The organism is Bordetella genomosp. 6, assembly GCF_002119705.1.
Lineage (GTDB): Bacteria > Pseudomonadota > Gammaproteobacteria > Burkholderiales > Burkholderiaceae_B > Bordetella > Bordetella bronchiseptica_F.
Map to the genome: position 1 here is coordinate 3,780,464 of NZ_CP021107.1, position 12,064 is coordinate 3,792,527.

A 12,064-nucleotide genomic window follows, 5' to 3' on the forward strand; every position below is an offset into this window, starting at 1 on the left:
CCGCGCGGCTTGCGTATCCTAGCGGTTTCACGCCACAGGACCGCCTCGCCCATGCCCGCCACGCCACGCCCGCCCGCCCCTTGCACGCCGCCCTCGCAAGCCAGGGCCGGCGGCGTGGGCGAGGTCTTCGGCGCCTTCCTGCGCCTGGGCCTGACCTCGTTTGGCGGCCCGGTGGCCCATCTGGGCTATTTCCGCCACGAGTTCGTGCAGCGACGCCGCTGGCTCGATGACGCCGCCTACGCCGAGCTGGTGGCGCTGTGCCAGTTCCTGCCCGGTCCGGCCAGCAGCCAGACCGGCATGGCGCTGGGGCTGGCGCGCGCCGGCTGGGCCGGCATGGCGGCCGCCTGGATCGCCTTCACCCTGCCCTCGGCGCTGTTCATGCTGGCGTTCGCGCTGGGCCTGGGCCGCCTCGACGGCCTGGCCGCCTCCGGCGCCCTGCATGGGCTGAAACTGGCCGCCGTCGCCGTGGTGGCGCAGGCCGTCTGGAGCATGGGCCGCAGCCTGTGCCCCGACCGCGCGCGCCAGGCGCTGGCCCTGGGCGCGGCCATCGCGGCGCTGCTGCTGCCCGCGGCCTGGATGCAGGTCGGCATCATGCTGGCCTGCGGGCTGGCCGGCTGGCGGCTGCTGCCCGCCCTGCCCGCTCCGGCCGGCGCGGCGCTGGCCACGGGCGTGGGCCGGCGCACCGGCCTGTGCGCCCTGCTGCTGTTTGCCGTACTGCTGGCGGGCCTGCCCTTGTGGGCGGCGGCCAGCGGCTCGTCCGCCTGGCAGCTGGCCGATGGTTTCTATCGCGCCGGCGCGCTGGTATTCGGCGGCGGGCACGTCGTGCTGCCCTTGCTGCAGGCCGCGGTGGTGCCCGGCGGCGAGGTGTCGCAGGCCGCGTTCCTGGCCGGCTATGGCGCCGCCCAGGCCGTGCCCGGTCCGCTGTTCAGTTTTGCCGCCTTCCTGGGCGCGCTGCTGCCCGCCCCGCTGGGCGGCTGGCCTGGCGCGCTGGCCTGCACGGTGCTGATTTTCCTGCCCGGCGCGCTCTTGCTCGTGGGTGCGCTGCCGTTCTGGAACGTCCTGCGCGGCCGGCCGGCGGTGCGCGCGGCGCTGGCCGGCGTCAACGCCGGCGTGGTCGGCATCCTGCTGGCGGCCCTGTACGATCCGGTCTGGACCGGCGCGGTGGCCAGCCGGCCGGATTTCGCCATCGCCGCCGGCGCCTTCGGCCTGCTGGCCTGGGGCCGGCTGCCGCCGCTGGCCATCGTCGCGCTGTGCGCCGCCGCCGGCGCGCTGGCCGGCTGAGCTCAGCGCAGCTTGCGGCCCACGCGCCGCCAGCCGATCACCACGCCCGCCCCGCTCAGCAACAGCCCGCCCAGGCTCAGCACGATCAGCACCGCGTCCCAGGCCGGACGGCGCTGCAGCAGCGGCAGCCAATCCCAGCTGTGCAGGAAGGCGAACAGCCAGCGGCTGACGCGGCGCGGCCGGTCCAGGCTGCCCAGTATCTCGCCGCTGCGCGGATCGACGTGCAGCCAGGTGCCGGGCGGATCGTCATAGACGACCCGCCATACCGGCAGCGGCTTTTCCACGTGGCCCAGCATGGTGTGCGGCGCGCGCGCGTAGTAGTAACTGTCGTAGCCGTCGAGCACCTCGATGCGCGGCGGCGCCTGGCCCGGCAACAGCCGTCCGAGCGCCGCGCTCAGCGTGGCCGGCGCCAGCGCCTGCGGGGCCGCGCCGTCGGCCGTGCGCAGCGCCGGCGCGCCCGCCGCGCCATATACCCGCAGCAGCGTCTGGCCGGCCACGCGGGTCCACACCAGTTCGCGCGCCGGCATGGCCGCGGCGGGCTCGGCCGGCAGGTTGCCGGCCTGCAGCGGACCGCCGCGATACGCCGCGCGGTCCAGCTGCGTGGCGCGCGCGCCGAACACCTGCCATGGATTCATCGACATCAGGCCGCTGAATATCCAGGTCAGCGTGGTCGCGGCGAACAGCAGCCCGGCGATGTGATGCCAGCGCATGAAGCGCTCGCGGTAAGGCGAACGGCTGCCGCTGGCGTAAGGGCGCGCGAAACGCCAGCGCCACAGGCCCACCACCGTGCCGCTGACGGTCAGCGCCACGCCCAGCACCGACAGCCACACCACGATGTCGTGCCAATACGCGCCGCGCAGCGGATACAGCCAGTGCAGCCAGGCGCCCACGTAGTTCCAGCCGCGCTCCAGGCGCGGCGCGTCGCGCACCACCTCGCCGGTCGACGACGACACATACAGGCGGGTGCGGGCCGGATCGTCCATCTCGAACACATAGAGCGGACGATGCGCATCCAGCGTGCGCGTGTGGGTGTGGGCGTCCTCGTCGACCATGCCGCCCTCGCGGGCCGCATGGCGATCGCCGAAGTACGCCAGCGCGCTGGCTCTGGCCTGCGCCGGCGTGGCCCGCCCCGCCAATTGCCCGCTGGCCGCGTCCACCTGCAACGTTCGGCCGCCCGCCGCCGGCACGACCGCGTAGAACGGCTGCCCGGCCCGGCTGGCGGCCAGGCGGATCTCGGCGGCCTGCTCCAGGCCCGCGGCGCGCAAGGCCTGCGCCGGGCCCAGCCGCACCTGCGCGGCATCGAGCCGCGGCAGGTGCGCCAAGCGCTCGGCCGGCGTCAGCTTGGGATAGCCGACATACATCATCACCACGCCGGATGCGAACCAGAGCACGAACAGCAGGCACAGGCCCACGCCCATCCAGCGGTGCAGCAAATACAGCCAGCGCTTCGCGCGCGAGACCAGGGTCGTCATCGCCGGCCCCCTCAGAAGCGCGCCTGCAGCGCGAGTTCGACGCTGCGCGGCGCGCCCAGGTAGTACATGGGCGCGCCGGTGACGCTGGCGGCGTAGACCTTGTCGGTCAGGTTGCGCACCCGCGCCGTCACGCTGAAATGGCGGTCGATGCGATGCGACAGCGCCGCGTCGAACACGGTATAGGCCGGCGCCCACACCGTGTTGGCCGCGTCGGCATAGGTCTTGCCCACGTGGCGCGCCGCCAGGCTGGCCCGCCAATCGGGCGCGAAGGCGTAGTCCAGCCACACGTTGGCCAGCCGGCGCGGCGTGTTGACCGGCACCTTGCCATTGCGCGAGACGGCCACCCCGCCGACGTTCTGCGAGAAATCGTCATAGCGGGGATCAACCAGCGCCAGGTTGGCCTGCAGCGACAAGGCGCGGGTCAACTGCAATCCGCCCGCAAGCTCCAGGCCGCGGGCCGACTGGCTGCCCACCGGCAGGCTGCTGCCGGGGTTGAGCGGATCGGGCGTGGCGAGGTTCTTGCGCTTGATCTCGTAGACCGCCACCGTCGCCGTACCGCGGCCGTCCCAGAACGCGAACTTGCCGCCGGCCTCGACCTGCGTGCCGGTGGTCAGCTTGTCGTTGTTCAGCACATCGGCGAAGGTCGCGGTCGACAGCACGCCGGACGGCGGATCGGCGGCGGTGGCGTATTGCGCGTACAGGGTCGCGCCGGGGCTGACTTCCCAGTTGACGGCGACGCGGCCGGTGGTCGGGTTGTAGCGGCGCGAGGCATGCCCGGGCGACGCCGCGCTGGCCGCGCGCCGGTTGGTCAGGTCCAGGTCGATGATGTCGTGCCGCAGCGCCGTCACCAGCGCGACCCCGCCGCCCACTTCGGTGCGGTTCTCCAGCATGAAGGCCAGGGTGCGCACCTTGTTGTCGCGGTCAGGCACGTGGCCACGCCGCATGCCCGGGATGTCGTAGAACTCGCCCGGATCGAACTCGTACGGGTCGATGCTGTCGACTTGCCCGGCCACGCTGGTGGGGTAGCGCGTCTGGCGGTTGACGCTGTAGTCGGCGCCGAACGACCAGTCGCTGCGCAGGCCGCCCAGGCTGCCGTGGTACAGGGCTTCGATGCGGTTGCCCAGCAGGCGCTGCTCGTGGCGCTGCAGCAACGCGCCGGAGCGCAGCACCTGGCTGTTGCCCAGGTTGTAGCGGTAGGTCTCGAGGTTCTGGAAATCGCGGTCGGCGCGGTAGTAGTACAGCGTATTGCGCAAACTCAGGCGGTCGCTGGCCTGCCACTCGGTCAGCGAACGCAGCCACCACACCGATTGCTCGTACCGGCCGTCGTCGACGTTGTAGTTCTTGAAGCGCGTCCCGCCGCGGATGTGCCCTTCGCCGCGCACCACCCCGTCGCCATCGGTGGTCAGCGGCGTGCCCCAGTAAGGCCGGTGCACCGTCTCGTGCTGGTACTCCAGCGCCAGCGTATGGGTCACGCGTTCGCCCAGGTCCGACAGCAGCGAGGCCGCCACCTGCTCGGCGTGCGAGCGATTGCCGTCGACCCAGCCGTCGCTCGCGTTGGCGTTGGCGTCGATGCGCAGGTACTGGCCGCGCCCGCCCGGCTCGCCGGCCAATTGCCGGTTAAGGCCCACGGATGCCTGGCGCGCGCCGTACGAACCCAGGCGCAGCTGGCCGTCGTAGAACGTATCGCGCTGCGCCACCTTGGTCACGTAGTTGATGGCGCCGCCCACCGCGCCCGCGCCGAACAGGAAGCTGGACGGCCCGCCGATGGCTTCGACGCGGTCGTAGATCCAGCTGTCGATCGGACGCGCGGCGACCACGTCGTACTGCACCGAAATGCCGTTGAACAACTGGCTGACCTGCGAACCCGAGAAACCGCGGTAGCTCACCGAACCGGCCGAGCCGGGCGGCGAGGCATTGTCCACGCCGACGATGCCGCGGGCGATTTCCTGCGTGTCGAGCGCGCCACGCGCCTCGATCTGCTCGCGGTTGATGACGGTCACCGAGGCGGGCGTCTCGCGCAGGGTCAGGCCCAGGCGGCTGCCGGTGCTGTCGACCGCGTCGAGATCCAGCGGGCCGTTGGCCTCGGGCGCGCCATGCACGACCACGGGCGCGAGCTGGACGGGAAGCGATTGCTCCTGCGCGCGCGCGGGCGCGGCCAGCGCCAGTCCGGCCAGGCCCAGGGTGGCGTAGTAAAGGGAAGTCTGTTTCATGATCACACGTTGTGGCGCCGCGCCGGCGGCCGGCGGGCATGTCGATGACGGGCAGCGCGCGGCGCGCCGCCGGCCTGGCCGCAAGGCGGACGGGCACGGCTGGCCGTGGGCGCTGGTCTCGGAGCGTGTGAGCGCGGCGCAAGCCGCGAAAAGCCTGCCGCGCTCAGGCGGCGGCGGGCGGGGCGCGCGGCTGCGCGCCGGTCCAGGCATGCTGCGACGCCCGGGCAACGTAATAGAGGGGAGGATAGGAAATCGCGCGCGCCGGCAGCGGCTGCACGCGCGGCATCACCGGCAACAGGGCCAGGTCGCCCTGCGCATGGCGGCAGAACGGGCAATGTTCCAGGTGGCCCAGGCCATCGTGATGCGCGCCATGGCCATCCTGGTCATCGGCCTGGACCGCGTCGGCCAGCAGCAGCGGCACCGTCACGGTCGCCGTCCCCTGCTCGGTGCAATAGTCGACCGACAGCGCCTGCGGCGCATGCCGTTGCGGCGCCAGCTGCATCAGCAGCGGCGCGCAGGCGGCCCACAGGATCGCCAGCAAGGCGATCCATGCGAGCGGCCTGGCAAGCAGGCGACGAGAGCGCGAGCCGATCTGGATCATGGTCCAGGATTATAAACAGCGGTTTCCCACACTCGCGCACAATCTTCTGACAATCGCGTCATCTTGCCCGCCGCGCGCTTGCCTTGCAGAATTTCGCGCCATGACAACAAACCCGCCCTGCGCCGATACGCGATGGTTGTCCGCCTTTCACGCGCAGATGCTGCGTTTCGCCAGCGTGCAGCTGGGCAACGCGCAGACCGCCCAGGACGTCGTGCAGGAAAGCCTGGCGGCTGCGCTGGCCGAACGCGGCGCGCCTTGCGACAGCGCCGGCTACAAGCGCTGGGTGTTCGGCATACTCAAGCACAAGATCGTCGACCAGATCCGGCGCCAGTCGCGCCTGGTGGCGCTGGCCGACCTGGCCGGCGGCGACGACGAGGCCGGCGTGCTGGACGCCTGCTTCGGCGCCGATGGCGAATGGCACCCGTACACCCGCCCGGCCGCCTGGGCCGCGCCTGACGAGTCCATGGCCAGCAAGCAGTTCTGGCACGTATTCGACACCTGCCTGGCGCGCCTGCCCGCCCACAGCGCGCGGGTGTTCATGATGCGCGAGTACCTGGGCTTCGAAAGCAGCGAGATCTGCCAGCGCCTGGCCATGACGGTCAGCGCGCTGCACGTCACGCTGCATCGCGCCCGGCTGCGCCTGCGCAGCTGTCTGGAGATGCGCTGGTTCGCCCGCGAGGCGAGGTCCGATGATCACATGTAGGCAAGCCACCCGACTGGCCTCCGATGCCCTGGAGCGCCGCCTGACGGCCGGCGAGCGCCTTGCCCTGCGCCTGCATCTGCCGCTGTGTCCGGGCTGCCGCGCCTTCCGCCGCCAGTTGGCGGCATTGCGCCGCATGGCGCAGCGCTACCCCGGGGACGACGAGTCCGGCGATCCGCCGGCTTGCCCGTGACTGACATGCCCGGCCGCGGCCTGTAAGAAAAGCACCGGCTCGCGCGACTAGCCGATACGGTCCGCGCACACTGCGCGTGCGCGCCATCCCGGCGCGCCACCGTACGCCGTGTTCTTCACTTTACGGAGCTCATTCATGAAGAAATCCACCACCGCCATGCTCACCCTGGCCCTGAGCAGCGCCGCCGTCCTGGCGGCCGCCCCGGCCGCCCACGCCGACGACATGGAGAAATGCTACGGCGTGGCGCTCAAGGGCAAGAACGACTGCAAGGCCGGCGCCGGCACCACTTGCGCGGGCACCTCGAAGATCGACTACCAAGGCAATGCATGGAAGCAGGTTCCGAAAGGCACGTGCGAACAAATCAAGTCGCCCACCTCCCCCACCGGCTTCGGCCAGCGGCAGGCATTCAAGGAAGTCAAGACCGGGTCTTGAGCCTCCCGGCCATGCCCACGCGCGCGTCTCGTCCGGCGCCAGGCCTGCCCGCCCGGGCAGGCCTGGGCTTCAAGCCCGAGCACTATGCCGCCCTGCTCGAACAGCCGCCCGACCTCGGATTCTTCGAGATCCACGCCGAGAACTACATGGTGCCCGGCGGGCCCGCGCACGCGCAGCTGGCGTGGCTGCGCGAGCGCTACGCCATCTCGGTGCACGGGGTCGGGCTGTCGCTGGGCGGGCACGATCCGCTCGATGCGCGCCTGCTGGCGGGGCACCGCCAGCTGCAGCGCCGCTACGCGCCCGACAGCATCTCCGAGCACCTGGCCTGGTCGCGCCACGATGGCCGCTATTTCAACGACCTGCTGCCCATCGTGTACGACGACGCGGCGCTGCGCCGCGTCTGCGCCCACATCGACCAGTTCCAGCAATGCCTGGGCCAGCCCATCCTGCTCGAGAACCCCGCCACCTACGTGCGCTTCGAGGCCTCGCACATCGACGAGGCGCAGTTCCTGTGCGAACTGGTCGCGCGCACCGGCTGCGGGCTGCTGCTGGACGTCAACAACGTGTACGTCAGCGCGCTCAACCACGGCTTCGACGCGCGCGCCTACCTGGCGCGCCTGCCGCTGGCGGCGGTGGGCGAGATCCATCTCGCCGGCCACGCCCGGCAGCGCGATGCCCATGGCCGTACCGTGCTGATAGACAGCCATGACGCACCCGTGGACGAAGCGGTCTGGGATCTGTACGAATACGCCCTGGCCCTGACCGGACCGGTGGCCACGCTGCTCGAGCGCGACGGCAACATTCCGCCGCTGGCCGGACTGCTGGCCGAAACCGGCCGCGTCGCCGCCTGCCTGGCGCGCGGCCTGGCCCTGGCGGCCTGATCCCGGCGGCGCGCATGCATCCCCAGGCCGCCTTCGCCCGCGCCCTGCTGGACCCGCTGGCGCCCTGCCCGCCCGGGCTGCGCCGCGCCGGCGGCGCCGACCCGGCGCAACGCTACGCCATCTACCGCAACAATGTCGTGGCCTCGCTGATCCAGGCGCTGGCCGACACCTTCCCGGTTTGCCGGGCACTGGTCGGGCCGGACTTCTTCCATGCCATGGCGCACGCCTATGTGGCGCGGCGGCTGCCGCGCAGCCCCGTGCTGGCCCGCTACGGCGGCGCGTTCGCCGCCTTCGTGGCCGCCCATGCGCCGGCCGCCGGCGTGCCCTACCTGGCCGACATGGCGCGGCTGGAATACCTGCGCGTGCGGGCCTACTACGCCGCGGACGCCGTCGCGCTGGACGCGGCCGCGGCCGGCGCGCGCATCGCCGCCCTGAGCGAGCCCGCCGCCGCGCGGCTGCGCCTGCATCCGGCCGCGCGCGCGCTGGCCTCGCCCTACGCCATCCATGCGCTGTGGGCGGCGCACCAGGGCGCGCTCGGCATCGCCGAGGTCGACCCGTATGCCGCGCAAGGCGCGCTGGTGCTGCGCGACCCCGCCGGCGCGGTGCTCGCGATCCCGCTGGCGGCCAGCGCCGCCGCCTTCGTGCGCGCCCTGCGCGCCGGCCTGCCGCTAGGCGCCGCGCACGGCCAGGCCGCCGATCCCGGCCTGGCGCTGGACCGTCTCCTGGCGCTGCTGATCCGTCACGGCGCCATCATCTCCATCGAGGAATAAGCCATGCCCCGTTTCGCCTGCCGCCTGCACGCCCATGCCATCCGCTGCTTCGAGCGGATCCCGCACTGCCTGATCGCCCTGCTGGGACGCTGCTCGATCGCCGCCACCTTCTGGCTGTCGGGCCAGACCAAGGTCGAAGGATTCGCCGTCAACGTACTGGCCGGCGAATTCGACCTCGGCTGGCCCATGCTGAGCCAATCGGCCGTCAGCCTGTTTCGCGAGGAATACCAGGTGCCGCTGCTGTCTCCCGGGCTGGCCGCCCTGCTGGCGGCCGGCGCCGAGCACCTCCTGCCCGTCCTGCTGATCCTGGGGCTGGCCACCCGATGGTCGGCGCTCGGCCTGCTGCTGATGACCCTGACCATACAGACATTCGTCTATCCGGATGCCTACGCCACGCATGGCGTATGGGCCACGGTGCTGCTGTACCTGGTCGCGCGCGGCCCCGGCAGCATCTCGCTGGACGCCTGGCTGGCGCGCCGCTGCGCGCGGCGCCAGGCCTGACGCCGCCGGAGCCTGTGGCGGCCGGGCCTGCTCAGGCCGTGCCGACATGGGCGCCGGCGCCGGCCCTGGGCGAGTACGCCAGCGACACCAGCAGGCCCAGCACCAGCCCGGCCGCCGCCAGGTAGAAGGCATGCTGCGCGCCCGTGGCCAGGCCTGCGCGCAGCGCATCGCCGTGCAGCCCGCCGATGCCGCGGTTGGCGTAGGCCACCAGCACGGCGATGCCGATGGCGTTGCCCACGTTCAGCGTCGTCGACGCCATGCCCGAGGCAATGCCTTGCTCGTGGTGCGCCACGCCCGAGGCCGCGACGATCCACATGGCGGTCCAGGCGATGCCCTGCCCGATGCCCGAGACGACCAGGCCGGGCAGGATGAGCGCATAGGATGCGCCGACGAAAGCGGCGGGCGCCAGCGCCAGCGTACCGGCGATGCCGGTCACGAAACCCGCGACCAGCGTATTGCGCGTGGACAGCCGGTTGGCCAGCCGGGCCCCGAACTGCGTGCCGAGGAAAATTGCCAGCGACGGCACGATGAAGGCCAGTCCGGTCTGCAAGGCGCTGTAGCCCTGCACGTTCTGGAACAGCAGCGTCAGGAAGTACGGCAACGCACCGAACGTGCCCATGAATATGAACGTGAGGATCATGCCCACCACCAGGCTGCGGTTGCCGAACAGCCGCATCGGCATCAAGGGGTCGCGGCTGCGCGACTCGATCACCGCGAAGGCCAGCAGGAGCACGGCGGCCAGTGCGAGCGACGCGAATATCGGCGTGGCCAGCCAGCCGTCCTCCGGCCCCTGCACCAGGGCATAGACCAGCAGCGTGGCCCCCGCCGTCGCCGTCAGCGCGCCCGGCATATCGAAGCCGCGCCGCGCTGCGCGCGGGGCATCCTTGGGGATCACCAGAAACGCCGCCACGATGGCGATGCCGGCCAGCAGGACGTTGACGAAGAACACCGACGGCCAGCCATAGGCGCTGGTCAGCACGCCGCCGGCCAGCGACCCCAGCGTCAGGCCGCTGGCGCCGGCGCCGCCCCAGATCGCCAGCGCGCGGTTGCGCGACGGGCCTTCCTCGAACAGGCGGTTGATCAACGACAGCGTGGACGGAAACAGCAGCGCGGCGCCGATGCCCTGCACCGCGCGCGCGATCACGATGACCGCCGGGCTCCAGGCCAGCCCGCCGACCAGCGACGACAACGCGTACAGCCACAGCGCGCCGATGAACATGCGCCGCTGGCCCAGCAGGTCGACCGCGCGCCCGCCCAGCAGCAGGAAGCCGCCGCAGAACACCGTATAGGCGCTCACCACCCATTGCAGGGTCTGCTCGGAAAAGCCCAGGCCCGCGCCGATCTCCGGCAAGGCCACGAACACAATGTTGATATCCAGGGAGTAGATGAGTTGGGCGAAGGCGAGCAGCGCCAGGCTCCAGCCCAGCGAACGATGGGCGCCCGCGGCGGAAAGGGAAGGCATGGACGATTCTCCAGATAGAGTTCGATAGTACGAAAACATACGTACTATAATAGTACGAGGACAATCGAACAATAAAAATCCGCAAAACCGATGAACCGCGTTGGTTTGTAGATACGCGTACCATGGAATAGACTGCCGGCATGCTTCCCAACCACCCTGACCGCGGGCAAATCCGCCTGGAAAACGTACTGAACGCGCTCGGCAACCCGCTGCGCCTGACCGTGGTGCGCGCGCTGGCGGCCGGCGGGGAATGCTCGTGCAGCGCCGTGCTGCAGGGCATCCCCAAATCCACGCTGACCCATCACTGGCGCGTGCTGCGCGACAGCGGGGTCATCTGGCAGCGGCCCAATGGACGGGAGAACCTGTTGTCGCTGCGCCGCGATGACCTGGATGCGCGCTTTCCCGGCCTGCTCGACACGCTGCTGGGCGCCGTGCGCAACGACGCGCTGACCGAGGAAACCACGGCGAGGAACCTGGCGCAGCGCTGAGCCGGCGGCCCCGCTGCCCGCCCCCGCAAACGACAACCCCCCGGCAAGCCAGGGGGTTGGTCGGCGAAACAAGGCCGGCGCCATGGCGCCGGCCTTTTGCATCGATGTCCGGATCAGCCCGGCATGGGATGCATCATGTTGGCGTTCATGTTGTGCAGCACCCACACCGATCCGCCCACGATGATGGCGATGATCAGGATGGTGAACACGAACGTCGTGACGTTGTCGCGCTGCTTCTTCGAGCCGCCCATGTGCAGGAAGAACACCAGTTGCACCAGCAGCTGGGCCACGCACAGGACGACCACGCCGGCCAGCGCGATGCCGCGCGGCACGGTGCCCGCCATCACGAGGCCGAACGAACCGAAGGTCAGGACCAGCGAGATCGCGAAACCGATCAGATAGGACTTCAGGCTGCCATGATCGGCGTGGCCGTGGTCCTCGGAGGTAACCGCGTGCGACATCAGAGGGCTCCCATCAGGTAAACGAAGGTGAAAACGCAGATCCAGACGATGTCCAGGAAGTGCCAGAACAGGCTCAGGCAGGACAGGCGACGCGTGGTGATCGGGTCGATGCCATAGCGGCTGAGCATGTGGATCATCACCAGGATCCAGATCAGGCCGAACGTGACGTGCAGGCCGTGCGTGCCGATCAGCGTGAAGAACGCCGACAGGTAGGCGCTGGTCTGCGGACCGGCGCCGATGCTGAGCAGGTGATGGAACTCGTACACCTCCATGACGATGAACCCCGCCCCGAACAGGAACGTGACCCACAGCCAGGCGATGACCTTGCCCTTGTTGCCTGCGTGCAGGTTGAGCATGGCCATGCCGAAGGTGAAGCTGCTGACCAGCAGCAGCATGGTCTCGCCCAGGACGAACGAGAGGTCGAACAGGTCCTTGCCGCCAGGCCCGCCAGCGGTGGCGCTGGAGAGCACGGCGAAAGTCGCGAACAGTACCGAGAAGATCAGCAAGTCGCTCATCAGGTAGATCCAGAAACCGAGGACGGTCTTGGATCCATCGTCGTGGTGACCGTGATGGTCACCGGCGTGAGGATGGGTAGCTACGGCGTTGGTCATG

General features: G+C 70.7%; 14 protein-coding genes. 8 read left to right on the forward strand and 6 right to left on the reverse strand.

The window, feature by feature from the left end; genetic code table 11:
* Positions 1–51 precede the first annotated feature (51 nt).
* Positions 52–1,281 carry a chromate efflux transporter gene (gene chrA / locus CAL11_RS17785; protein WP_050458042.1) on the forward strand — a complete coding sequence of 410 codons (1,230 nt, stop codon included), beginning with the start codon at positions 52–54 and terminating at the stop codon, positions 1,279–1,281.
* Between the two features lie 2 nt (positions 1,282–1,283).
* Here the strand turns inward: chrA and CAL11_RS17790 are convergent, their stop codons facing one another.
* From CAL11_RS17790 to CAL11_RS17800, 3 genes are all read right to left on the reverse strand, one after another.
* Positions 1,284–2,753: a PepSY domain-containing protein gene (locus CAL11_RS17790; RefSeq protein WP_086093687.1), complete on the reverse strand. Its 1,470-nt coding sequence runs from the start codon at positions 2,751–2,753 to the stop codon at positions 1,284–1,286.
* An 11-nt stretch (positions 2,754–2,764) separates the two neighbouring features.
* The gene (locus CAL11_RS17795) at positions 2,765–4,963 is read right to left on the reverse strand and encodes a TonB-dependent receptor (protein WP_086094617.1); all 2,199 of its coding nucleotides are present in this window, start codon (positions 4,961–4,963) and stop codon (positions 2,765–2,767) included.
* Positions 4,964–5,126: 163 nt separating this feature from the next.
* Positions 5,127–5,564, reverse strand: a complete 438-nt coding sequence (locus CAL11_RS17800; RefSeq protein WP_086093688.1) for a DUF2946 domain-containing protein — start codon at positions 5,562–5,564, stop codon at positions 5,127–5,129.
* A 136-nt stretch (positions 5,565–5,700) separates the two neighbouring features.
* Here CAL11_RS17800 and CAL11_RS17805 point away from each other — a divergent pair, with 136 nt between their 5' ends.
* The 6 genes from CAL11_RS17805 to CAL11_RS17830 all read left to right on the forward strand — a co-directional run bounded on the left by CAL11_RS17805 (position 5,701) and on the right by CAL11_RS17830 (position 9,041).
* Complete coding sequence (locus tag CAL11_RS17805; protein WP_199576863.1) at positions 5,701–6,267, forward strand: sigma-70 family RNA polymerase sigma factor; 567 nt, start codon at positions 5,701–5,703, stop codon at positions 6,265–6,267.
* Complete coding sequence (locus CAL11_RS17810) at positions 6,254–6,457, forward strand: zf-HC2 domain-containing protein (protein ID WP_033457206.1); 204 nt, start codon at positions 6,254–6,256, stop codon at positions 6,455–6,457. The genes CAL11_RS17805 and CAL11_RS17810 overlap by 14 nt, the downstream gene beginning before the upstream one ends.
* A gap of 135 nt (positions 6,458–6,592) precedes the next feature.
* Positions 6,593–6,889: a BufA1 family periplasmic bufferin-type metallophore gene (locus tag CAL11_RS17815; protein ID WP_086093689.1), complete on the forward strand. Its 297-nt coding sequence runs from the start codon at positions 6,593–6,595 to the stop codon at positions 6,887–6,889.
* 11 nt (positions 6,890–6,900) lie between these two features.
* Entirely contained in the window at positions 6,901–7,770 is an 870-nt protein-coding gene (gene bufB / locus CAL11_RS17820; protein ID WP_086093690.1) for an MNIO family bufferin maturase, read from the forward strand.
* Positions 7,771–7,784: 14 nt separating this feature from the next.
* Positions 7,785–8,540 (forward strand): HvfC/BufC N-terminal domain-containing protein, encoded by a 756-nt coding sequence (locus tag CAL11_RS17825; RefSeq protein ID WP_033460823.1) that lies wholly within the window; start codon positions 7,785–7,787, stop codon positions 8,538–8,540.
* A gap of 3 nt (positions 8,541–8,543) precedes the next feature.
* Positions 8,544–9,041, forward strand: coding sequence for a DoxX family protein (locus CAL11_RS17830; protein WP_086093691.1), 498 nt, complete (start codon positions 8,544–8,546; stop codon positions 9,039–9,041).
* Positions 9,042–9,072: 31 nt separating this feature from the next.
* Here the strand turns inward: CAL11_RS17830 and CAL11_RS17835 are convergent, their stop codons facing one another.
* The gene (locus tag CAL11_RS17835) at positions 9,073–10,503 is read right to left on the reverse strand and encodes an MFS transporter (protein WP_086093692.1); all 1,431 of its coding nucleotides are present in this window, start codon (positions 10,501–10,503) and stop codon (positions 9,073–9,075) included.
* 140 nt (positions 10,504–10,643) lie between these two features.
* Between CAL11_RS17835 and CAL11_RS17840 the strand changes: the two genes are divergently transcribed.
* Entirely contained in the window at positions 10,644–10,991 is a 348-nt protein-coding gene (locus CAL11_RS17840) for an ArsR/SmtB family transcription factor (RefSeq protein WP_033460829.1), read from the forward strand.
* A gap of 113 nt (positions 10,992–11,104) precedes the next feature.
* Here CAL11_RS17840 and cyoD read toward each other — a convergent pair whose 3' ends face one another.
* Positions 11,105–11,452 carry a cytochrome o ubiquinol oxidase subunit IV gene (gene cyoD, locus CAL11_RS17845; protein WP_003809222.1) on the reverse strand — a complete coding sequence of 116 codons (348 nt, stop codon included), beginning with the start codon at positions 11,450–11,452 and terminating at the stop codon, positions 11,105–11,107.
* Positions 11,452–12,063, reverse strand: coding sequence for a cytochrome o ubiquinol oxidase subunit III (cyoC, locus tag CAL11_RS17850; protein WP_033460832.1), 612 nt, complete (start codon positions 12,061–12,063; stop codon positions 11,452–11,454). Before cyoC ends, cyoD begins: the two co-directional genes overlap by 1 nt.
* Between the last annotated feature and the right edge of the window lies 1 nt (position 12,064).